The organism is Streptomyces sp. SudanB25_2051, assembly GCF_964272635.1.
In the GTDB taxonomy this organism is placed as follows: domain Bacteria; phylum Actinomycetota; class Actinomycetes; order Streptomycetales; family Streptomycetaceae; genus Streptomyces.
This window is the reverse complement of sequence record NZ_OZ186787.1, coordinates 423,880-444,816: the sequence shown is the minus strand read 5'-3', so window position 1 is coordinate 444,816 and position 20,937 is coordinate 423,880. Positions and strand designations below refer to the sequence as shown.

The window sequence follows — 20,937 nt, the reverse complement described above, 5'->3', positions numbered from 1 at the left end:
GCGGCGGGGTGCCGCCCGCGCGACGGCGGGCGGCACCCCGGTCTCCCCGGCAGGCCGGGCGTCAGGCGGCGCGGTACGCCTCCGCCAGCTTCGCCAGCGCGGCCGACGGCCTGCCCTTCAGCAGCAGCTGGTCCGCCTCCGCGAAGGGCTTCGCGGACGCCGCCGTGATCCGGCCGTCCATCTTCTGCTGGACGAGCAGCCGCGCCTTGCCGACCAGTTCACGGGCGGCCGGCGAGGTGCCGCGTCCGGCGGCCTCCAGGGCCCGCGCCCCGGCCGCGAGGGCCTTCAGCGCCGTCCCGCCGCCGCGCAGCGGCTCCGACAGGGTGGTGAGCCCCCAGCCGTACGGGAACTGCGGGTCGTACACGGCGTCCCCGACGTTCACCGGCAGCTGCGCCTCGGACTTCGGCCAGGTGACCGGCAGTTGCCCGGTGAAGGGCCGCTTGCCGTACAGTACGTCGGCCACGCCGTCGCCCTCGGTGCCCGGCAGCCAGGACGCCACCAGCGCGTCGACGGCGGCGAGCCGGTCCCCGATCAGCTGCGGCCGGCCGGACACGACGAGCACCGCGCACGGCATCTCCGCGCACACCCGGTCGACGGCCGCCTTGTCGGCGGGGGAGAGCTCCAGGTCGTGGCCGTTGCCGACGTCGCCGACGCCCTCCGCGTACGGCGTCTCACCCACGACGACCACGCCCACGTCGTGCCCGTCGGGGTCCGCCGACGCGTCCTTCGAGTAGGTGATCTCCGCGTCGGGCGCCGCCTTCCGCATGCCCTCCAGGATCGTCGTGCCGGTGGTGATCCGGCCCGACGAGCCCTGCCAGCTGATGGTCCAGCCGCCCGCCTGGTTGCCCAGGTCGTCCGCGTTGGACCCGGCGACGTACACCTTCTGCGACGCCTTCAGCGGCAGCACGCCGCCGTCGTTCTTCAGCAGCACCTGCGACTTGGCGGCGGCCTCGCGGGCGACGGCCCGGTGCGCGGGGGAGCCGACCTCGGCGAGGTGCGTGGTGTCGGCGTAGGGCTTCTCGAAGAGGCCCAGGCGGAACTTCTGCGTCAGGATGCGCGACACCGCGTCGTCGACGCGCGCCTCGCTGATCCGCCCGGCGGTCACCTCCTCCTGGAGGATGCGCGTGAAGTCCTGGTAGTTCGTCGGCACCATGATCATGTCGAGTCCGGCGTTGACCGAGGTGCGCACATCGCTCGGGTAGTCGCCGGGGATCTGGTCGATGGCCTGCCAGTCGCTGATCACGAAGCCCTCGAAGCCCATCCGGCCCTTCAGCACCCCGTTGATCATCGCCGCGTCGGCGTGCATCTTCACCGGCCCCGCGTCGTCGCCGATGATGTCGAGCGACGAGTACGACGGCATGACCGTGCCCGTGCCGCGCTTCACCGCCTCCGCGAACGGCGCCAGGTGCACCGCCTCCAGCTCCTCGCGGGTGACCCTCGTGACGCCCTGGTCGATCGTGTACGAGCCGGTGGACGACGAGCCGAAGGCCGTACCGCCGTCGCCGACGAAGTGCTTGGCGCTGGTCAGCACCTTGTCGTTGCGGTCCAGGTCCTTGCCCGACGCGCGGCCCTGCATGCCCTCGATGACCGTCGTCATGGCCGTGACCAGCGCCGGGTCCTCGCCGAACGCCTCGTACGACCGCCCCCACCGCTCGTCGCGCGTCACGCACAGGCACGGCGCGAAGTCCCACGGGACGCCCGTCGCGCGGACCTCCTTCGCGGTGACCGCCCCGGTGCGGCGCGCCAGCTCCGGGTCGCGTCCGGCGCCGATGCCGATGTTGTGCGGCATGATCGTCGCGCCGACGACGTTGTTGTGGCCGTGCACCGCGTCCACGCCGTAGATCAGCGGGATCTGGAAGCGGGTGGCCTGCGCGCGCAACTGGTACGCGTCGACCATCCGCGCCCACGCCTCGGGGGTGTTCGGGGTCGGCACGGAGCCGCCGCCGGACAGCAGCGAGCCCAGCGCGTGGGAGGCGATGTCGCCCTGGGAGCGCAGCGCGTTGCGCTCGGCCTGCGTCATCTGCCCGGCCTTCTCCGCGAGCGACATCCGCTTCAGCAGGTCCGCGACGCGCTTCTTCACCGGAAGACGCGCGTCGAGGTACGGCAGGCCGTGCGCGTTCACGACGACCTGCGGGGTCTCGGCGGGAGCCTTGGCGCCGGTCACGGAGAGCCGCAGCGGTACGGTCTCGGCGGCCTCGGCGGCGCCGTCGCGCAGGGTCGGCACCTCCACCGTGCGGGACTCGCCGGAGGGCGTCCCGGCGGGGAAGGTGACCGTGCCGGAGACGGGCGTGAAGTCCTCGCCCGGCCGGGCGTTGCCGCCTTCCGCGGTGTACGCGACGGTGACCGGCTCGGTGAGCGGCCCCGACCCGGTGGTGGCGACGGAGAGCCGCACCCGCGCGGTGCCGCCCTCGTCCACGGGGTGGACGGCGGAGTCGGCGACGACCCGCGCGTTGACGGCCGGGTCGGCCTTCCCGTACAGCTCCACCCCGTCCACGGCGAACGTGCCGGGCGAGCCGGGCGGCAGGGTGAAGGCGTACCCCCACATGGCGTTGAGGCCGAGGACCTGGTCGATGCCGCCGACCGGCTGGTAGTCGGCGCGGTAGACGAAGTCGGAGAACGGGATCTCGACCAGGTGCCAGCCCTCCCAGTCGTCGGTGAACGACGTCGTCCACAGCTCCGACGTGGCGCCGCTGCTGCCGCCGTCCTTGATCTCGAAGTGGATCCGCTTGCCCGAACCGGGCGGCAGCGGCGCCTTGTTCTGCCCGTACCACCAGAACCGGACGCCCTTGTGGGCGGTCCAGTCGGGGGCGGGCCGGTCGGTGGCGAACTCGTGGCTGAAGCCGCCCCAGCCGCTGATGTCGTAGCGGCCTTCGAGGACCTTGGCGCCCTCGGGCGCGTCGGGGCGCTCCGCGAGGGACAGCGCGGGCCGGTCGTCCGCGTCGCTGCCCCAGGTGAAGATGCCGTCGGCGGGCGGCTCCGCGAACGGCACCTCGCCCTCGAACCGGTCCACCGCGACGGGCGGCGGGCCGTCGTCGGCGGCGGTGACGGGCGGCGCGCCCGCGAGGAGGCCGGCGAGGACGGCGGTGGCCGCGAGGGCCGCCGTTCTCGCTCTGCCCCGGCGGGGGCGTGCTGGGCGGTGTCCGGGCATGGAGGCTCCTTCGGCGCTCGTCCGGGTTCGGGTACGTCGGGATGGGGATCGGGGGTCGGGGTCCGGGCGGGACGCGGCGCCGGACGGCGGGCGTCCCGCCCGGCCGGGCGCCCGCGGCCGGGTTTCCGGGCGGGGCGCGGGTGCCGGGCCCGGCGTCACACGGGCCGGAAGGTCCACTTCTGGTTGTCGCCGCCCGTGCAGGTCCAGATCTGGGTGCGGGCCCCGTCCGCGGACGAACGGTCCCGCACGTCCAGGCACTTGTCGGCCGCCGGGTTGACCAGGTCGCGGGTCGCGGCGTTGTACGACCAGCGTTGCGCGCCGGTCCCGTTGCAGGTGTACAGCTGCACCGGGGCGCCGTCCGCCGTCGAACCGCCCGCCACGTCCAGGCACTTGCCGAGCGCCCGTACGCTGCCGTCCGCCGCGGACGTCCAGCGCTGCGCCGCCGTGCCGTTGCACGTGTACAGCTGCACGGGCGTGCCGTCGGCGCCGGAACCCCCGGCGACGTCCAGGCACTTGCCGGCCAGGCCGGTGAGCGTGCCGCCCGCCGGGGCGCCGCCGCCGGGCGTGCCGCTCCAGGTGAACGTGGCGGTGGTGCGGGCCGGGAGGGTGTACGTGAAGGACTGGTCGCCCCAGTTCACCCGCACCGACCGCGCGCCCGTACCGCCGTTGTGCGCGATGAGCGCCTTGGAGCCGTCCGGGTTGCGCCAGGCGACGTTCTGCACCGTGCTGTCGGCGGTGGAGGCGATCCGGTACGCGCCGGGGCGGACGAACTTGGTGAGGTGGCCGGTCGTGTAGTACTCGATCGTGTAGTCGACCTGACCGGCCCGGGCGCCGCCCTCCTGCACGGTGATCAGGCCGGTGCAGGTGCCGCAGCCGCCGTTGTGCGGGCCCATGTGCTGGTTGAGCGCCAGGCTCCACTTCACCAGGCTGCTGCTCCAGTTGCGGGCGTAGCCGACGATGTCCGCGAGGTCCTCGTTGTGCTGGTTGGCGACCCAGGTGCCGCCCGAGTGCTCGGTGCTGAACTGCCGCACGGCTGGGTACTGGTCGTGGACCTGGCTGCCGACCGCCGGGTCGCCGAAGTAGCCGTGCCAGGCGATGCCGCCGAACAGCGGGTCGTCGCGGACACCGGGGTCGGCCAGCACCGCCGAGCCGAAGTTCGCGTAGTCGCCGTAGTTCCAGTCGTGGACCAGCACCTTGGTGGTGAGTCCCGCGGCGCGGAACGCCGGGTACACGTGGTTCTTGGTGAACTCGACCAGGCCGGACGGGTTCCAGTTCATGCCCGGGTAGTCCATGGCGGTCGGGTTGTCGGCGCGGCAGCAGTTGGGCTCGTTCTGCACGGACAGGTAGTCGACCTTGATGCCGGCGGCCTGGTAGCTCTGGACATACTTGACGAGGTACTGGGCGTAGGTGGGGTAGTGCTCCCACTTCAGCCAGCCCATCTGGTCCATGCGGCCGTTGTCCTTCATCCAGCCGGGCGCGCTCCACGGGACGCCCTTCACCCGCAGCGCCGGGTTGAGCTGCCTGGCCTGCGCGGTGAGGAGACGGACGTCCGTGTCGTAGCCGTTGGCCCCGAAGTCGGCGAGGTCGCAGCAGGTGTCGTCCAGGGAGACGTGGCCGGGGCGCGACAGGTCGGACGCGCCGATCGGGTTGCGCACGAAGGACAGGCCGATGCCCTCGGTCGGTGAGAACAGCCTGCGCATCACCGTGTCGCGGGTGGCCGCGCTGACGGGGCCGCCGCGCAGCAGATAGGCCGTCGTGTCCGTGATGGACGCGCCGCCGCCCTCGAACTGCTGGTAGGTGGTGCCCTCGTCCACGGTGATGGTGTGCGCGGCGCTGCCGCCCGCGGGGCCGAAGGCGAGCGGCGTCTGCGGGGCGAGCCCGCGGGTGACGGTGCGTCCCGCGGCGTCCGACGTCGTGGTGAGCCACACGTCGACGCGCTCGCCGGCGGCCTGGGCGGTGCCCGGGCCCGCGACGACCAGGGCGCCGGCGGCGAGGACGCAGGAGAGCAGGGAGGCGGCGAGGCGGCGGGAGCGGCGGGGCCTTCCGCGGGGAGTGGTGCGCATGGTGCTCCTTCCCAGGGGGTGGGCGCGCCGCCCGGCGGGGGCGCGGCACGGGGTGGGGCGGGGCGGACGGTGGACGCGCGGAGCCGGAACGGGAGCGGGGAGGCAACCGGGAGCGGCCCGCACGGTCCGCGAGGGGTCCGTTCACCGCTTGAACGTGACTCACCGCTTAACTCGGGGCTTGATTTAAGTGGCGCCGACGGCGGGCGTCAAGGCATCGCACACGCCAACTCCCGTGTCCCGTACACCGCTCAGGCCACCGCAACCGGGACGGACCGGCATGTTCCGCGTTCAACCTGTGGAGCCGCGGCGGCCCATGGACGGCGCGCGGCGCCTCCCGTTGAACGCGCCGCCCCGTACGGGACCGCTGAACACGTCCCGCGCCCCGCACGTACCTGAGGCTGCGTCGACCGACAGGAGCGGACATGACCGATCGCGAGGAGACCAAGGTGCGCGGACTGCGCGACGGCGGTGCGGAAGTCGCCGTCGTCCTCACCCTCGGCTGGGACGACGTGGCGGCCCTCGGCCGCGAGGCGAGCCGGCTGGCCGAGCAGCGGGGCACGCCCGTGACCCTCGACGAGGCCGCCAGCCACCGTCTGCGCACCTGGTCGTCGGTGGCGGCCGGACCCGAGGCGCGCGGCAGGGCGGTCGGCCCCGCCCCGGCCGCCGCCCCCGACCGGCCCCGCCCCCACGCCGCGCCCCTCGGCGACGCCGCCCCCGTCACCCCCCTCTCCCCGCACACCGCCCAGCGCGCCCCGGGACGGCCCGCCGCGGCGGCCGGCGGCGCGAACCCGGCCTGACGAAAGGACCCACACGACCGTGAAAGCCCAGCGCGTGCCGCGCCTCGCCGCACTCCTCGCCCTCCCCGCCGCACTCGCCCTCGTGGCGGCCGCCGCGACCCCCGCCGCCGCGGAGGAGCGGCGCTCCTTCCAGATCGACCTCGACCCGCTCAACGACTCCGGCGGCAACGGCACGGTGATGCTCAGCCTCGACGGGCGCCGCCTCACCGTGCGGATCGAGTCGGAGGGCCTCACTCCGGGGCAGCCGCACGCCCAGCACATCCACGGCTCCACCGACGGCCACGACTTCCGCTGCCCCGACGCGAGCGCCGACGAGGACGGCGACGGCCTGGTCACCACGAGCGAGGGCCTGCCGGTCTACGGCGAAATCAACATCTCGCTCACCACCGAGGGCGACACCTCCGCCGACAGCGGCCTCGCCGTCGACCGGATGCCCGTCGCGGACGCCGACGGCACCCTCTCCTACGAGCGGACCCTCACCGTCTCGCAGGAGGTCGCCGACCACATCCAGGACCTCCACGTCGTGCAGCACGGCCTCGACCGCAACGGCAACGGGGAGTACGACTTCTCGGCCGGCAGGAGCGACCTCGACCCGAAGCTGCCGCAGGAGGCCACCGCGCCGGCCGTGTGCGGCATGGTCGAGGGCGCCGCGGTCGGCTCCATCCCGGTGGGCGGCGTCGAGACGGGCGGCGGCGACGCGCGCGGCGGGCACGCGAGGATTGTCGAGGCGACCGGCCGGGTCGGCGCCGGCGCGGCGGCCCGGGCGGGCACGGCGGCCGACGCGGCCCCGGCGGGGGAGGCCGGCGCGGCCGGCGGCACGAGCGGCGCCGACCCGGCCGGCTCCGGGAACCTGGCGCTCGGGGCGGGCGGGATCGCCGCCGCCGCGGGAGCCCTCGCCCTGGGACGTCGCCGGTGGGCGGTCCGCGCGGCCGCGGCACCCGCGACCCGCGCGGCCCGCCCGGAGCGGCGGGGGAGCGGCCGGTGACCGCCCGCCGCCCCCGCCGCGCCGCCCCCGCCCTGGCGGCCGCCGCGGCCCTGCTGCTCACCGCCGGGTGCTCCGGCTCGACCGCGCCCGCGCCCGCCGCCGCACCCCGGCCGGCCCAGGGCGGGCCCGCCCACGCGAACCCCCACGACGGCGGCGCCTCCACCGGGGGCTCCGGCGGACAGGACGGCGCCGCGGGCCCGGCGGGTGAGGCCGGCCGGGCGGGAGAGCCGGGCGGGGCCGGCCAGGGCGGCGAGACGGAGCCCGCGCCCCGCGCCCTGTCCATCCCCTCCCTCGGCATCACCTCCGTCCTGGAGCGGCTCGGCCAGCAGAAGGACGGCACCATGGAGACGCCCCGCGATCCGGACAAGGCCGGCTGGTACGTCCCGGGCCCGGCCCCCGGGGCCAAGGGCCCGGCCGTCATCGCGGGCCACGTCAGCTGGAACGGCGAGCCGTCCGTCTTCCACCGGCTGTCCGCCGTGAAGCGCGGCGAGACGATTCGCGTCGAACGCGAGGACGGCACCACTGCGGAGTTCACCGTCGAACGCGTTGGCCAGTATCCGAAGAACCGCTTCCCCACGGTCGAGGTCTACAAGAACATCGACCACGCGGGCCTGCGCCTGATCACCTGCGGCGGCCGCTACGACCCGTCGAAGCGCTACTACTCCGACAACGTCGTCGTCTTCGCCCGCCTCACCGGCACCTAGGGCCTGTCTTTCGGATCTTCCCGGGGCCGCGTGGCCTGGCACGCACGTCTGCGGCGTTGTCGTCGGTCGCCAGTGTCCCCCAGCTACCGCTGGGAGGTGCCCCCACCGCAATGGCTCCCTCCTCCGCCTTGCATCCGCACGCACCATGCCCCGCTCACCCACAGGCAAAGACACCGCGCCACGAAGTCGGGCCGATCCGGAAGACAGGCCCCAGGACCGCACCACCCGCGGTGGCACGCGCCGGGGCCGGCCGACCCACACGGGCGGCCGGCCCCGGCGGCGCTCACCCTTCCGGCCCCCCGCGCGGAGCCGGTCCGGGCGGACACCCCGGCGGCGGATCAGGCGGTCCCCGGTGGCCGATCGGGCGGCGGATCAGGCGGTCCCCGGCGGCCGATCGGGCGGTGGCGGCGGGGGAGCAGGCGGCAGCCGCGGCGGTGTCCGGGTGACGCTCAGCCCCGCCGCGCGCGCCGCGCCCGCGAAGACCAGCGCGTCCTCGACCGCCGCGCCGTTCGGGTCGTTGTTGAAGTACGCGTACACGTCCAGCCCGTCCGCCCACGTCCCGGCGATCCGCCCCGCCCAGGTCTCCAGCGCCCTGCGCCCGTAGCGCGGCCACGGCCTGGCCCGCCCCTGGTGGAAGCGCACGTACCCCCACCGCGCGGTCCGCCACAGCGGCGTCACCGGCCGTGCCCGCACGTCCGCCCAGCACAGCGCCGCGCCCCGCGCCTCCAACACGCCCCGCACCGCGTCCGTCCACCACGACGCGTGGCGCGGCTCCACCGCGACCCGCACTTCGGCGGGGAAGGCGGCCAGGCACGCGTCCAGCAGCCCCGCGTCGGCCCGCAGCGTCGGCGGCAGCTGGAGCAGTACGGGCCCGAGCCGGTCCCCGAGCCCCGCCGCGTGGCCCATCAGCCGCCCCACCGGCTCCTCCGGGTCCCGCAGCCGCTTCACATGCGTCAGGAACCGGCTGGCCTTCACGGCGACGACGAAGTCCGGCGGGGTCCGCTCCCGCCACGCCTCGAACGTCCCGTACGTCGGCAGCCGGTAGAACGCGTTGTTGACCTCGACCGTCGCGAACGCCGCCGCGTACTCCTCCAGCCACAGCCGCTGCGGCGTCCCCGCCGCGTAGAGGACACCGCGCCAGTCCCGGTACTGCCACCCCGACGTGCCGACGAGAAGCACCATGCGCCCATCAAAGCATGCGATCCGGACATTCCGTCCCCGGTCGGCGGCGTGGGCGCCGGCCGGCCCGGACGGCCGCCCCCGGCGGTCCGCCAACACACCGAACCCGCAGGCCAGTTGCTGTGGTTGAATCCCTGGCCATGACGCTAGCTGCCGAGTCCGCCGAGTGGTACGCCAAGGAAGTCACGTGGATGGTCGTGGGGGTCGTCGCCACCCTGGCGGTCGGGCTCCTCACCGCGTGGGCGACCAAGAACGCGAGCCTGCGCCGCTGCCGCGTCACGTACGAGGTGGTGTCGAACTCCCTGCTGCTGCCCAGGGACCACAGCGGCAACGTGTCGGTGAGCCACCAGGGGGTGCGCCTCGACGAGCCGAGGGCGGTGACGATCTACCTGCGCAACGCGGGGCGGCGCGACATCACGAGCGACCAGTTCCACGGCGGCAGGCCCATCGCCTTCGACTTCGGCCGCCCCGTCCTCGAACTGCTGAGCGTCCAGTCCTCCGCGTCGTCCTACCCGATGGACGTGGAGCTGGAGGGCAACGCCTTCCTCGTGCGGCCCTCCTTCATCCGGCGGAAGAAGGGCGCGGCCGTCACCGTCCTCCTGGACGGCGCCTTCGAGACGGCCGACCTGACCGTACGGCACGAGATGGTCAACGGCCGCGTGGACCTGGTGGACCATGTGCGGAACGGGGCGGCGGGGCGCCTGGGGACGGCGGCCCTGGCCGCGGCGGCCGTCGCGTCCGCCTTCACGCTGTCGGCCCTGGTCTCGTCGCTCAAGGACCTCTTCTGACCGGCGCCCCGGGCCGGAAGGCCCCGCGACGGCGGGGAACCGGTCAGGAGCGGCGGCGCGGCCTGCCGCGCCGCGCGCCCTGCGACGCCCCGGCACCGCCGCGCCGCGCGGGCTTGCCCGGCTGCTGCTTCCCGGACTGCTGCTTCCCGCCCGCGCCGCGCCCCCGGCCGCCGCCCGCGCCCGCACCGGAGGCCGCGGGGCGCTTGGCCTTCGGCTCGTCGGCGGGCTTGCGGCCGCGCGTGCTGTTGACCGTCCGGCCGCGCACGATCCCGATGAAGTCCTCCACCCGGTCGGTCGTCCGCTCCTCCGGCCACGCCAGCGCCACCTGCGACTGCGGCACGCCGGTGATCGTCCGGTACGTGAGGTCCCGGCGGTGGTGGAGCCGCGCCAGCGACTGCGGCACGATCAGCAGGCCCACGTTGGCCGCGACCAGTTCGACGGCGTCCGCGGTCGTCGCGGGCCGCTCGAAGCCGGGCTCCCCCGGCGGGCGCTCCCAGCCGAGGGTGTCGTCGAGCGGGTGGAACACGACCTCGTCGGCGAGGTCCTCGGGGGTCACCTCGTCGACGGCGGCGATCACATGGTCCTTGGGGACGACCACGACGGTCGTCTCCGTGTACAGGGGGATCGCGCTGAAGTACGCGCGGTCGACCGGCAGCCGTACGAGTCCGGCGTCCGCGTCCTCGCGGCGCATCGCGTCCTCGGCCTCGGCGGCGGGCACCGAGACCAGCTCCAGCGGCACGTCCGGCAGCCGCTCCCGCCAGATCCGCGCCCACTTCGCGGGCGTGGCGCCCGGTACGTAGGCGAGTCTGAACGGGGAGGGTGCTTCCGTGCCTGTCACCCGGCCAGGTTACCGGGCGTGGTCGGGAGCCGCGCACATGCTCGATATCCTGGACGTATGACGTCGCACCGCACCCCCCAGACGATGAAGCCCGCGACCGCGGCGAAGAAGCTGGGGGTCTACCTCGAGGCCACCCCGAAAGAGTTCCAGGAGGGTGCCGTCTCGCGCGACGAGCTGAACGCCCTCCAGACCGACCCGCCCGAGTGGCTCCGGGAGCTGCGGCGCAACGGCCCGCACCCCCGCCCGGTGGTCGCCGCCCGGCTCGGCGTGTCCATCTCGGGCCTCGCCCGCGGTGGCGTCACCGAGGCGCTCACCACCGAGCAGATCGACGCCCTGAAGGCGGAGAACCCCGAGTGGCTGCGGAAGGAGCGCGCCACCCAGGAGGAGGTCCGCAAGGAGGCCGCCCGCCTCAAGGAGAAGCGCGCCGCCCAGCAGAACGCCGCCGCGGACTCCTGACCCGCGCGCCGCGGACACCGGCGCCCGCGCTCCTGGCAGCGCGTACCCGATACGAACCCGGCCCGGCCGCCCCGCAGAGGGGAGGCCGGGCCGGGGCCGTCCGGGAGCGCGTCAGCACCAGCGGGTGTGCCGGCAGGGGCTCCAGCCGCCACCGCCGCCGGACGAACCGCCGGACGAACCCCCCGACGACCCGCCGGGGAAGCCGTCCGGCCAGTTCGACGTGCGCTTCCGATCGCCCGGGTACGGGTCGCGGTAGTCCGGGTCGCCGTCCCCGTCCCGGTCCGGCAGGCGCGCGTCGCCGCCCGTGCCCCGGTCCGGCTCCGGGCAGCCGTTGTCCGGGGACGACAGGTACAGCGTCACCCTCTCGTCGGCCGGGACCTTCGCGCCCTCCGCCGGGTCGTGCCGGCACACCCGCCAGTGGTCGTACTCGCCCTCGTCCGGCAGGGAGTCGTTGACGTACGCCTCCTCCGCGTCCACCCGGTCCTCGTCCACGCCCAGCGCCAGTACCTCCTGGCGGGCGGTCTTCCACGTCTTCCACACCAGCTCGGGCATGACCGGCCAGGGCATCGGCGCCCCGTCCGACGGCGGGCACGGGTCGCCGGTGTGCACGGCGGCGAAGTCCACGGTCCGGTGCCCCGGCTCCCCGCCGACCTCCTGGAAGCACACCGTCCACAGGGAGCGGGCCATGATGTCCTTCCCCTCGTCGGACGCGTCGTGGTACGCGACCGTGTACCCGCGCTTGCTCGCCTTCGCGTAGGCCACGTCGAGCGGCTTGCCCCGCAGATCCGGAAGCGGCCGCTCCGGCGGCAGGGACGGGGACGGCGCCTGCCGTGACGGGAACGCGGTGGGCAGCGTGAAGGGGCTCGGCTTCGCGGGCCTGGCGTCGGCCGCCGTCTCGCGCTTCCCGCCGTCGTCCGGTTCGGGCATCACCGAGCCGAGCAGCGCCATCGCGCCCACCGTCGCCGCGATCTTCCCGGCCCTCGGCCACGCGGTGCCGCGCCACACGAGGACCAGCGCCGCGACCAGCGCGGCCATCCCGAGGCCGGGCGCGATCAGCCCCAGCAGCGGCACGGCGGCGAAGGAGCCGAGCCGGGCGCGGTTCGTCCGCCACCACGGGCGGTGCGCCGCCGGGGCGGACGGCTCGGGGGCGTCGGGCAGGGCGGGGGCGTCGGGCGGGGCGGGTCTTCCAGCGGGTCCGGGGCCGGGCACGGGGGCGCCTTTCGGGTCGTACGGTTGTCCGGGCGCATCGTACTCAGCGTCGGAATGACTCCCTCCGGGCGGTTCCCACCTCCGAAGCGCCCGCCGCCACGGCGTCCTGACGGGCCGTGACGGCACCCGGGCCCCCGCCCCGCCCGGTCCCGCGACGTCCGCCCCTCCGTCAGGCCGCCCCTCCGTCAGGCCGCCCCGACCCCGTCCGCGCCGAGCGGGCGAGGTCCCGGAACGGCGGGCGCCGCCGGGGCCGGGCCCAGCGTCGTCGTGCCGGGTGCCGCCCGGTGGCCGAGCCCCGTCCGGTACGCGTCGAGCGCGGCCTCCACCCGCCCCGTACGGCGCAGCAGGTCGCCCAGCAGCCGGCACAGGTCCGCGAGGTCCCCGGTCGCACCGCTCCGCTCCAGCAGGCCGAGCGCCAGCACGTAGTGCTCCTCGGCGGCCTCCAGCTCGCCCCGCTCCTCGGCGATGAGCCCGAGCAGCCGGTGCGCGCCGCCCGCGTGCACCGCGCCGCGGCCGTCGTCCAGGCCCAGCACCGGCGACAGCAGCGCGGCGGCCTCCTCGTACCGCCCGAGCCGCCGCAGCACATCCGCCAGCTCCACCTCCACCTGCGCCGTGTACAGCTCCGCGCGCCGCGCCGCCAGCATGTCCCGCGCCGTGCGCAACTCCGCCTCCGCCGCCAGGAGTTCGCCGCTCTGCGCCTTGACGTAGCCGCGCATCCAGTGGCAGTGCGCGAGATCGGTGCCGAGCCGCAGCTGCCGGTACATCGCCTGCGCCTTGGCGAGCGAGGCGTCCGCGTCGGCGATGCGCCCCTCCGCCAGGAACGTCCGCGCGACCTGCCGGTGCATGCCCGCCACCAGCGCCGGATCGTCCACGCGGGGCGCGAGGGCCAGCGCCAGCTCCGCCGCGTGCGCCGCCCGCGCGTGGGCGCCCATGTCGATGTACGGGCCGATGACCGCCGCGTACAGCATCACCAGCGCCTCGGGGTCGGCGAGGCCCCCACCCGTCAGCTCGTCGATGGCCGACTCCAGCAGATAGCAGGCGTACCGCAGTTCCCCGGCGAGCAGATGGGCCACGGCGCGCCCGCGCACCGCACGCGCCCGGCGCGGCAGCGGCTCGTCGGCGAGCAGCCGCTCCGCCTCCGTGAAGTGCCGCGCGGCGCCCTCGAGGTCGCCGGTCTCCAGCGCGCAGTCCCCGAGCCCCAGATGCGCCTCGGCCCGCTCGGGGGCAAGGCCGTGCCGCTCGGCGTCCGCGAGGAGCCGCCCGTAGAGCCCCGCGGCCTCGGCGGCGGAGCCGGTGGCCAGCACCCGCTGCGCGTCGGTCAGCCCGAGGCGCAGCTCGGTCGCCAGCCGGGCGGGACGGCCGGTCGCCAGCTCCTCGTACGAGGTGCCCAGCCGGCCGGCGAGGAAGCGCAGCGCCGCCTCGGACGGCCGTACGCGCCCCGCCTCCAGCGTCGACACGTACGCGGCCGTGTACGACGGCTCGGCGAGCTGACGCTGCGTCATGCCCCGCGCGGCACGCAGCCGTTGTACGCGGCGACCGATCTCGGCCGGTTCGTCCATGGCTACCCCCTGGTCGCTGGAAGGCCCCCAGTATTCAGGGCGGCGGGGCCATTGCGCGGCCCCCCTGCGCGCCCCTACCTTAAGCGGCTGGTTCACCGGACTTAAGTTCCCGCTTAACTCCCGTTGCCCGTCCGCCCCGACCCTTCGCCGCCAGGAGGCCCCGTGCGCCCCTCCACCCCGCGCAGACCGCTCACGGCAGCCGGTGTCGCCGTGGCCGTCGCCGCCGCGCTCGCCGCCGGACCCGGCACCGCCGCCGCCGGACCCGCCCACCGGACCGCCCCGCAGACCGCGCCCGCCGAACGGGTGGAGGTCGAGATCCCCGGTCCCGAACACGGCACCGTCGCCGGTTCCGGCCACATCGCGGTGCCCGCCGCCGGGCTCGGACGGCCCGCGCCCCGGCTCACCGGCGCGGCCGCCGAGGCCGACGGCACCGTGACCAAGGTGATCGACAACGGCCCCACCGCCGACCGGCTCGACGTCGTCGTCATCGGCGACGGCTACACCGCCGGCGAACTGCCCCGCTTCCACGCCGACGCCCGCGCCAAATGGGCCGACATAGCCGCCGTCGAGCCCTACGCGACCTACCGGAACCTCTTCAACGTGTGGACCGTCGACGCCGTCTCCCGCGAGTCCGGCGTCACCGGCGACCCGGACGGCGGCACCGTGCGGGACACCGCGCTCGGCTCGTACTTCTGGTGCGGCGACATCGAGCGGCTCCTGTGCGTCGACCAGGAGCGCGTGGACGCGTACGCGGCGCTCGCCCCCGAGGCCGACCTGGTCCTCGTCCTCGCCAACAGCGCCAAGTACGGCGGCGCCGGGTACAACGAGCCGAGCAAGACCCTCGGGTACGCGGGCATCGCCACCGCGTCGGCGGGCAACGAGAAGTCCGGCCAGGTCGCCGTCCACGAGACCGGGCACTCCCTCGGCTACCTCGCCGACGAGTACTTCTACCCCGGCACGCCCGGCTACGAGCGGTACACCGGCCAGGAGCCCGCCGAACCGAACGTCTCCACCCACGACGCGGCCCACCTCGCCCAGCGGCACGCCAAGTGGTACCGCTGGCTCGGCGAGGAGTCCCCGGACGGCGGCACGGTCGGCGCGTACGAGGGCGGCGGCTACTACGAGCGCGGCCTGTACCGGCCCACCGACGGCTCCGTCATGCGCTACCTCGGCAAGCCCTTCAACCTGCCGGGCGTCGAGGCGATGATCGCCGGGTTCTACCGCCACGCCCGCCCCGCCACCGCGCTCACCCCGCCCGGTACGACCCTGACCGGCGACCGCGCGGCCGTCGTCGCCGTACCCCGCCTCACCGGCGCGGACGGCCACCAGCTGACCGTCCGCTGGTCCCTCGACGACCGCGAACTGCCCCATCTGGCGGGCCGCACCGAGGTCCGCGTCGGCGAACTGGGCCTGCGGCGCGGCGACTTCCGCTCGCACCGGCTGACCGTCACCGTCGAGGACCGCACCGCCGCCGTCCGCGACCCGGCCGTCGCCCCCACCCTGCGCACGTCCTTCGACTGGCGCGTGCGCCGCTGACCCGCGCCCCCGGACCGTCCGCTCCGCGCCCGCGGCGCGGCGGAGGCCGGACCGGTACGGCCCGCCGGGCCCGTCCGGGCAGCTCACCCCGGACCGGCCCCGCCCGCCCGCGTCCCAGCGGGCGGGCGGGGCCGGCCGCGCGGCTACCGGGCGTCCGCCGGCCGCCCGGACACGCCCTCCGGCGCGCGGGCGTAGCCGGCCGGGCGGGCGGTGAACGTGCCCCGGCCCTGCGTGCGGCCGCGCAGCCGCGTCGCGTAGCCGAACAGCTCCGCCATCGGCACCACCGCGGAGACCGCCGTCGTACCGGCCCGGCCCGTGGAGCCGGTGACCCGGCCCCGGCGCGCCGCCAGATCGCCGAGCACCCCGCCGACCGCGTCGTCCGGCACCGTCACCGTGACCTCCGCCACCGGCTCCAGAAGCGCCGTCCCGGCAGACCTCAGCGCCTCCCGCAGCCCGAAGCGCCCCGCCGCGCGGAAGGCGAGCTCCGAGGAGTCCTTCGCGTGCGTCGCCCCGTCGGTCAGCGTGACGCGCAGCCCGGTCACCGGGTGGCCGCCGAGGGGGCCCTCCGCCAGGGCGTCCCGGCAGCCCGCCTCCACCGCGCGGACGAACTCCTGCGGCACCCGGCCCCCGGTCACCACCGACCGGAACGCGAACTCCCCGGTCGTCCCCGGCGCGATCTCCAGCGGCTCCACGTCCAGCACGACGTGCGCGAACTGCCCCGCCCCGCCGTCCTGTTTGACGTGCCGGTACACCAGCCCCGACACGCCCCGCACGACCGTCTCCCGGTACGCGACGCGCGGCCGGCCCACGACGACCTCCAGCCCGTGGGAGCGGCGCACCTTCTCCACCGCCACCTCCAGGTGCAGTTCGCCCATGCCGGACAGCACGGTCTGCCCCGTCTCCGGGTCGCTGCGCACCACCAGCGACGGGTCCTCCTCGACGAGCCGGGCCAGCGCGGCGGCCAGCCGCTCCGTGTCGAGCGACCGCCGCGCCTCGACCGCGACCGACACGACCGGTTCCGCCGCGCAGGGCGGCTCCAGCACCAGCGGCGCGCCCGGCGCGCACAGCGTCGTCCCCGCCCGCGCCGACTTCAGTCCGACGACGGCGACGATGTCCCCGGCGACGGTCCGCCCGGCCTCGGCGTGCCGGTCGGCCTGCACCCGCAGGATCCGGCCGACCCGTTCGGTGCGCCCCGCGCCCGCGTCCAGCACCGCGTCCCCCTTGTCCAGCGTGCCCGAGTACACCCGCAGGAACGTCAGCCGGCCCGTCGCCGTCGACTGGACCTTGAACGCCAGCGCGGTGAACGGCGCCGACGGGTCGGCCGCCCGCTCCTCCACCGCGTCGCCCAGCGCGCCCCGCACCGGCGGCACGTCCGCGGGCGAGGGCAGGTACGCCACCACGGCGTCCAGCAGCGGTTCGACACCCCGGTTCCGGTACGCCGCGCCGCACAGCACCACGACGGCGGCGCCCTCGCGGGTCAGCTCGCGCAGCGCCGCCGCCAGCGTGCCGTCCGCGAGCGCCGACGTGGCGCAGTACTCCTCCAGGGCGGCCGGGTGCAGCTCCGCCACGGCCTCCTCCAGCCGCGCCCGCCGCCGCGCCGCCTCCTCCCGCAGCTCCTCCGGCACGGGCACGTCCTCGTACCCGTCCCGCCCGTCGGCCCACAGCAGGGCCCGCATCCGCAGCAGGTCCACGACACCGGTGAAGCCGTCCTCGCGGCCGACCGGCAGCTGCGCCACGAGCGGCACCACTCCCAGCCGCTCCCTGAGGGACCGGGCGGCCGCGTCCAGGTCGGCGCCGGCCCGGTCCATCTTGTTGACGAACGCGATGCGCGGCACCCCGTGCCGGTCGGCCTCCCGCCACACGGCCTCGCTCTGCGGCTCCACGCCGGCGACCGCGTCGAACACGGCGACCGCCCCGTCCAGGACGCGCAGCGAACGCGTCACCTCGTCGGAGAAGTCGACGTGCCCCGGGGTGTCGATGAGGTTGATCCGGTGGCCGTCCCAGACGCAGCTGACGGCGGCGGCGAAGATGGTGATGCCCCGGTCGCGCTCCTGCGCGTCGAAGTCGGTGACGGTGGTGCCGTCGTGGACCTCGCCCCGCTTGTGGACGGCGCCCGTCAGATACAGCACGCGCTCCGTGAGCGTCGTCTTTCCCGCGTCGACATGGGCGAGGATGCCGAGGTTCCGTACGGCGTCGAGGGATGCGGGAGCGGGGAAGCGGTGTCGTGGGTCGGTACGCACGGGCCTGTGGCCTTTCGCATGGTGGAACGGTGTCATGGGCGGAGCGCGATTCCCCGTGACGACGCGTCGGCCGCGTACCCGGACAAGCCGGGCGCCTCCGGAGCGCGTGCAACGGCACGGCGCACGCCGGGGCAGCCCGGCACCGCGGCCGGGCACATGGCATTGCGGAAGAAGGGAAGCCGACGAAGCGTCACGGAACGGCCGGTGCCGGCCGCGCGGCGGGCACCGGGCCTACGAAGACACCAGGATCACGTCGTACCGCGACCAGGGGGCGGCGGCGACAGCGGTGCGGTCTCGCACGGTCGGGCCCCCTTCACTCGTCGTCCGGTCACTGATGCGGCACGCCCCGGCCCCGGGCCGGCGGCGCGCACCGCGAGTGTAGTGAGCGCCCGCCGCGCCCGGCACGGCATTTTCCGCGGACCGGGCCGCACTTGAATCTCCCCTTGGGGGAGCTCTTAGCGTCGCTGCCGCACGAAGCGAGAGCGAGGAGAAGCCATGACGGCGTTCGTACTGGTGGGCGAGGTCTTCACCGGCGGATGGATCTGGGACGACGTGGCCGGCCGGCTGCGCGAGGCGGGGGCCGAGGTATACGCGGCGGACCCGCCGACCGGCCCCGGCGACGGCCTGGACGCCCACATCCGGCACGTGGTGGGGCTCGTGGACGGGGCGGCCGCCGACCGGGTGGTGCTGGTCGGCCACGGCTACGGCATCCACCCCGTCCTGGGCGCCGCCGACCTGCGGCCCGACCGGACCGCGCGCGTGGTCCACCTGGACGCGGGCATGCCGCAGGACGGCGACCCGGCCCTGAAGGCGCTGCCCGACGAGGCGACACGGCAGCGGCTGCTGGAGGGCGTCGCCGGACCCGTGGCGCCGCCCGCGTCACCGGAGGAGTGGACCCGCTGGGGCAGCACCGACGGGGTCCCCGCCGACGCCCTGGACCGGCTCACCCGGCAGGCCGTACCGCAGCCGCCGCGCACCCTGACCGAGCCCCTGCGCCTCACCGGCGCGTACGCGAAGGCCCCCACCAGCGGTGTCCTGTGCGTCGCCAACGGCACGAGCATCGCCCTGGTCCAGTCGCTCGTCGCCCTCGGCGACCCCCGCCTCCAGGTGCTCACCGAGCCGCAGGTGACGTTCCACGAACTGCCCACCGGGCACTGGCCGATGCTGTCCGCGCCCGGCGAACTGGCGGACGCCCTGCTCGACGCCGCCGCGGGCCGGGGCCACCGGCTCACCCCGGCGGGCACCGAACCCCCCGCCCATCTGCGGCCGTTCCTCCTGGACGTACCCGAGCGGCCCCGCGAGCGGCACGGCGCCGTCGACCTGTACGTGCCCGACGCCGCCGCCCCCGGACGTCCCGCGCCCGCCGTGGTGTTCGTCCACGGCGGGCCCGTGCCCGAGGGGGTGGCCCCGACACCGCGCGACTGGCCCGCCTTCATCGGCTACGGCCGCTACCTCGCGGAGCTCGGCGTCGTCGCCGCCACCGTCGACCACGGGCTGCACGACCTGGCCGGCTACCCGCGCGCCGCCGAGGACGTGCGGGCCGCCGTCGAGCTCGTCCGGGCCGATCCGCGCGTCGACGCCGACCGGATCGCGCTGTGGTTCTTCTCCGGCGCGGGACCGCTGTCCGCGGACTGGCTGGCCGCGCCCCCGTCGTGGCTGCGCTGCGTGTCCGCGACGTACCCGGTGCTCGCGCCGCTGCCGAACTGGGGGATGTCCGATTCCCGCTTCCGCCCCGTCGCCGCGCTCCGCGCGGTGGGGAACCCGCCCGTCGTCCTGACCCGCGTGGAGCTGGAGACACCCGAGATCGCGGCGACCGTCGCGGAGTTCCTCGGCCGGGCGGACGAGTGCGGGGCGGCGGTGGAGGTGGTCGACGTGCCCGGCGGGCACCACGGCTTCGAGACCGTCGACCACACGGACGAGGCCCGTGCGGCCGTGGCGGACGCCGCCCGCCGGGTCGTCGGCCACCTGCGGGCCTGACGGTCACAGACCGCCGGTCTGGAGCAGCCGGTTCGGGGAGGTCTTGGACACGGTGAGGGTGTTCTTCACGGACTGGTCGACGAGCCACCCGGCGATGGCGCCCGGCGTCGCCGAGGGGTTCTGCGCCTTGTACAGCGCGGCCACCCCGGCGACGTGCGGGCTCGCCATCGACGTGCCGTCCAGGGCGACGCTGCCGCCGCCGAGCCGGGCCGACCTGATCTGCGTACCGGGCGCGTAGACCGACAGGCACGGGCCGAAGTTGGAGAACGACGCCTCCTGGTCGAGGTGGTTGCTCGCGCCGACCGTGAAGGCGCCGGGCGCGCTGGCGGGGGAGACCCCGCAGGCGTCCACGGCGGAGTTCCCCGCGGCGACGACGGGCAGCACCCCCCTCTCGTACAGGGCGCTGGCCGCGGCGTTCACCGCTTCGGAACGCGGGCCGCCCAGCGAGGCGTTGAGGACGGCCGGGGCGCTCCCCGCGTTCGCGGCGGCCCACTCGAAGCCGCCGATGATCCCGGACCAGGCGCCCCTGCCGTCGCAGCCGAGGACGCGCAGGCTCACCAGGCGCACCTGTCGGGCCACGCCGAACGTCGAGCCGCCGACGGTTCCGGCGACATGGGTGCCGTGGCCGTTGCAGTCCTGGCCGCGCCGCCCGTCGCCCATCGCGTCGTACCCGAAGTACACCCTTCCGGCGAACTCGGGGTGCGCGTAGTCGATGCCCGTGTCGAGGATGAACGCGTACGCGCCCGAGCCGGTGCTGTTGACGTTGAACTGGCCGTTGAGGGGCAGGTACGGCTGGTCGATCCGGTCCAGGCCCCAGCTGCTCGCCGCGACACGGGTGCCCGGCGCCTCCCGTACGGGTGCCGCGGTGACCTCGGCGTCCTGCTCGACGGCCGCGACCTCCGGCATGTTGCGCACGGTGGTGAGCTGCGTGGGGGACAGCTTGGCGGCGAAGCCGTTCAGGACCCGGCTGTACGAGTGGAGCGGCGTGACCCCGGCGAGCCGGGCCGCGTGCGCGGAGGCGACGTCCGGCTTGAGCGTGACGATGTACTGGCCGTCGATCCCGCCCGTCGCGTGGGTGCGCAGCGGGGCGGGGGAGGTGTGGACGGGCTCCGAGTCGGCCTGGGCGGCGGACGGCGCCGCGAACGGCAGCAGCAGGAGCAGGGCGACGGACGCGCAGCGCGCGGACAGTCTCATGGACGACTCCGATCGGTCGGTGGCGGGGGCGGCGTTCGCTCCCCGCCGGCGCGCCCGCCCGGAAGGGGGCGGGTCGCGCCGACAGGAATCTGGGCGCGGGAAGGCCCCGCCACGCCGGGATGACGGGGCCACGCCACTAGTCGGATGAGATGCGCCACGCGGCGGCGGAGCCCGACGTCACGTCGTCGCGCTCCTGCCGTGAGACCGCCGCGGGGCCTGCCGTGAGACCGCCGCCAGGCCTGCCGTGACGCCGCCGTCGGCCAC

At 75.7% G+C, this 20,937-nt stretch carries 14 protein-coding genes and 1 pseudogene; 7 read left to right on the top strand and 8 right to left on the bottom strand.

Going from position 1 to position 20,937, the window contains the following annotated elements:
• Positions 1-61 precede the first annotated feature (61 nt).
• Both ACSUPT_RS01955 and ACSUPT_RS01950 read right to left on the bottom strand, forming a co-directional pair.
• A complete protein-coding gene (locus ACSUPT_RS01955) occupies positions 62-3,148 on the bottom strand; it encodes a glycoside hydrolase family 3 protein (RefSeq protein WP_436943314.1) in 3,087 nt (1,028 codons plus the stop codon).
• Between the two features lie 155 nt (positions 3,149-3,303).
• Positions 3,304-5,211 (bottom strand): ricin-type beta-trefoil lectin domain protein, encoded by a 1,908-nt coding sequence (locus ACSUPT_RS01950; protein ID WP_436943313.1) that lies wholly within the window; start codon positions 5,209-5,211, stop codon positions 3,304-3,306.
• 422 nt (positions 5,212-5,633) lie between these two features.
• On the opposite strand from ACSUPT_RS01950, the gene ACSUPT_RS01945 reads away from it, so the two are divergent.
• From ACSUPT_RS01945 to ACSUPT_RS01935, 3 genes and pseudogenes are all read left to right on the top strand, one after another.
• On the top strand, positions 5,634-6,008 hold the full coding sequence (locus ACSUPT_RS01945; protein ID WP_351963602.1) for a hypothetical protein: 375 nt from the start codon (positions 5,634-5,636) through the stop codon (positions 6,006-6,008).
• A 19-nt stretch (positions 6,009-6,027) separates the two neighbouring features.
• Positions 6,028-6,798 (top strand): annotated as a pseudogene (locus tag ACSUPT_RS01940) (hypothetical protein); the annotation flags it as partial.
• Between the two features lie 191 nt (positions 6,799-6,989).
• Complete coding sequence (locus tag ACSUPT_RS01935) at positions 6,990-7,697, top strand: class F sortase (protein ID WP_436943312.1); 708 nt, start codon at positions 6,990-6,992, stop codon at positions 7,695-7,697.
• A gap of 372 nt (positions 7,698-8,069) precedes the next feature.
• On the opposite strand, the gene ACSUPT_RS01930 is transcribed toward ACSUPT_RS01935, so the two are convergent.
• Entirely contained in the window at positions 8,070-8,879 is an 810-nt protein-coding gene (locus ACSUPT_RS01930) for a DUF72 domain-containing protein (protein ID WP_436943310.1), read from the bottom strand.
• Between the two features lie 137 nt (positions 8,880-9,016).
• On the opposite strand from ACSUPT_RS01930, the gene ACSUPT_RS01925 reads away from it, so the two are divergent.
• Complete coding sequence (locus tag ACSUPT_RS01925; RefSeq protein WP_351963599.1) at positions 9,017-9,664, top strand: hypothetical protein; 648 nt, start codon at positions 9,017-9,019, stop codon at positions 9,662-9,664.
• A 43-nt stretch (positions 9,665-9,707) separates the two neighbouring features.
• Here ACSUPT_RS01925 and ACSUPT_RS01920 read toward each other — a convergent pair whose 3' ends face one another.
• Positions 9,708-10,502: a LysR family substrate-binding domain-containing protein gene (locus ACSUPT_RS01920; RefSeq protein WP_399218040.1), complete on the bottom strand. Its 795-nt coding sequence runs from the start codon at positions 10,500-10,502 to the stop codon at positions 9,708-9,710.
• A 57-nt stretch (positions 10,503-10,559) separates the two neighbouring features.
• On the opposite strand from ACSUPT_RS01920, the gene ACSUPT_RS01915 reads away from it, so the two are divergent.
• Positions 10,560-10,958, top strand: a complete 399-nt coding sequence (locus ACSUPT_RS01915) for a DUF5997 family protein (RefSeq protein ID WP_351963597.1) — start codon at positions 10,560-10,562, stop codon at positions 10,956-10,958.
• Positions 10,959-11,069: 111 nt separating this feature from the next.
• Here ACSUPT_RS01915 and ACSUPT_RS01910 read toward each other — a convergent pair whose 3' ends face one another.
• Positions 11,070-12,167: a PASTA domain-containing protein gene (locus ACSUPT_RS01910; RefSeq protein WP_436943309.1), complete on the bottom strand. Its 1,098-nt coding sequence runs from the start codon at positions 12,165-12,167 to the stop codon at positions 11,070-11,072.
• A gap of 185 nt (positions 12,168-12,352) precedes the next feature.
• Positions 12,353-13,726, bottom strand: coding sequence for a tetratricopeptide repeat protein (locus ACSUPT_RS01905; protein WP_436943307.1), 1,374 nt, complete (start codon positions 13,724-13,726; stop codon positions 12,353-12,355).
• Positions 13,727-13,888: 162 nt separating this feature from the next.
• Between ACSUPT_RS01905 and ACSUPT_RS01900 the strand changes: the two genes are divergently transcribed.
• Complete coding sequence (locus ACSUPT_RS01900) at positions 13,889-15,262, top strand: M64 family metallopeptidase (RefSeq protein WP_403505794.1); 1,374 nt, start codon at positions 13,889-13,891, stop codon at positions 15,260-15,262.
• 143 nt (positions 15,263-15,405) lie between these two features.
• Here the strand turns inward: ACSUPT_RS01900 and fusA are convergent, their stop codons facing one another.
• Entirely contained in the window at positions 15,406-17,502 is a 2,097-nt protein-coding gene (gene fusA, locus ACSUPT_RS01895; protein WP_436943306.1) for an elongation factor G, read from the bottom strand.
• A gap of 495 nt (positions 17,503-17,997) precedes the next feature.
• Here fusA and ACSUPT_RS01890 point away from each other — a divergent pair, with 495 nt between their 5' ends.
• Positions 17,998-19,479, top strand: a complete 1,482-nt coding sequence (locus ACSUPT_RS01890) for an alpha/beta hydrolase (protein WP_436943305.1) — start codon at positions 17,998-18,000, stop codon at positions 19,477-19,479.
• Between the two features lie 3 nt (positions 19,480-19,482).
• On the opposite strand, the gene ACSUPT_RS01885 is transcribed toward ACSUPT_RS01890, so the two are convergent.
• Positions 19,483-20,673, bottom strand: coding sequence for a S8 family peptidase (locus tag ACSUPT_RS01885; RefSeq protein ID WP_436943304.1), 1,191 nt, complete (start codon positions 20,671-20,673; stop codon positions 19,483-19,485).
• Between the last annotated feature and the right edge of the window lie 264 nt (positions 20,674-20,937).

What these genes read in the sequence shown, in the direction of transcription:
- ACSUPT_RS01890 (WP_436943305.1), top strand. Translation starts at nt 17,998, where the DNA reads ATGACGGCGTTCGTACTGGTGGGCGAGGTCTTCACCGGCGGATGGATC.
- ACSUPT_RS01925 (WP_351963599.1), top strand. Translation starts at nt 9,017, where the DNA reads ATGACGCTAGCTGCCGAGTCCGCCGAGTGGTACGCCAAGGAAGTCACG.
- ACSUPT_RS01905 (WP_436943307.1), bottom strand. Translation starts at nt 13,726, where the DNA reads ATGGACGAACCGGCCGAGATCGGTCGCCGCGTACAACGGCTGCGTGCC.
- ACSUPT_RS01915 (WP_351963597.1), top strand. Translation starts at nt 10,560, where the DNA reads ATGACGTCGCACCGCACCCCCCAGACGATGAAGCCCGCGACCGCGGCG.
- ACSUPT_RS01885 (WP_436943304.1), bottom strand. Translation starts at nt 20,673, where the DNA reads ATGAGACTGTCCGCGCGCTGCGCGTCCGTCGCCCTGCTCCTGCTGCTG.
- ACSUPT_RS01950 (WP_436943313.1), bottom strand. Translation starts at nt 5,211, where the DNA reads ATGCGCACCACTCCCCGCGGAAGGCCCCGCCGCTCCCGCCGCCTCGCC.
- ACSUPT_RS01945 (WP_351963602.1), top strand. Translation starts at nt 5,634, where the DNA reads ATGACCGATCGCGAGGAGACCAAGGTGCGCGGACTGCGCGACGGCGGT.
- ACSUPT_RS01955 (WP_436943314.1), bottom strand. Translation starts at nt 3,148, where the DNA reads ATGCCCGGACACCGCCCAGCACGCCCCCGCCGGGGCAGAGCGAGAACG.
- ACSUPT_RS01930 (WP_436943310.1), bottom strand. Translation starts at nt 8,879, where the DNA reads ATGGTGCTTCTCGTCGGCACGTCGGGGTGGCAGTACCGGGACTGGCGC.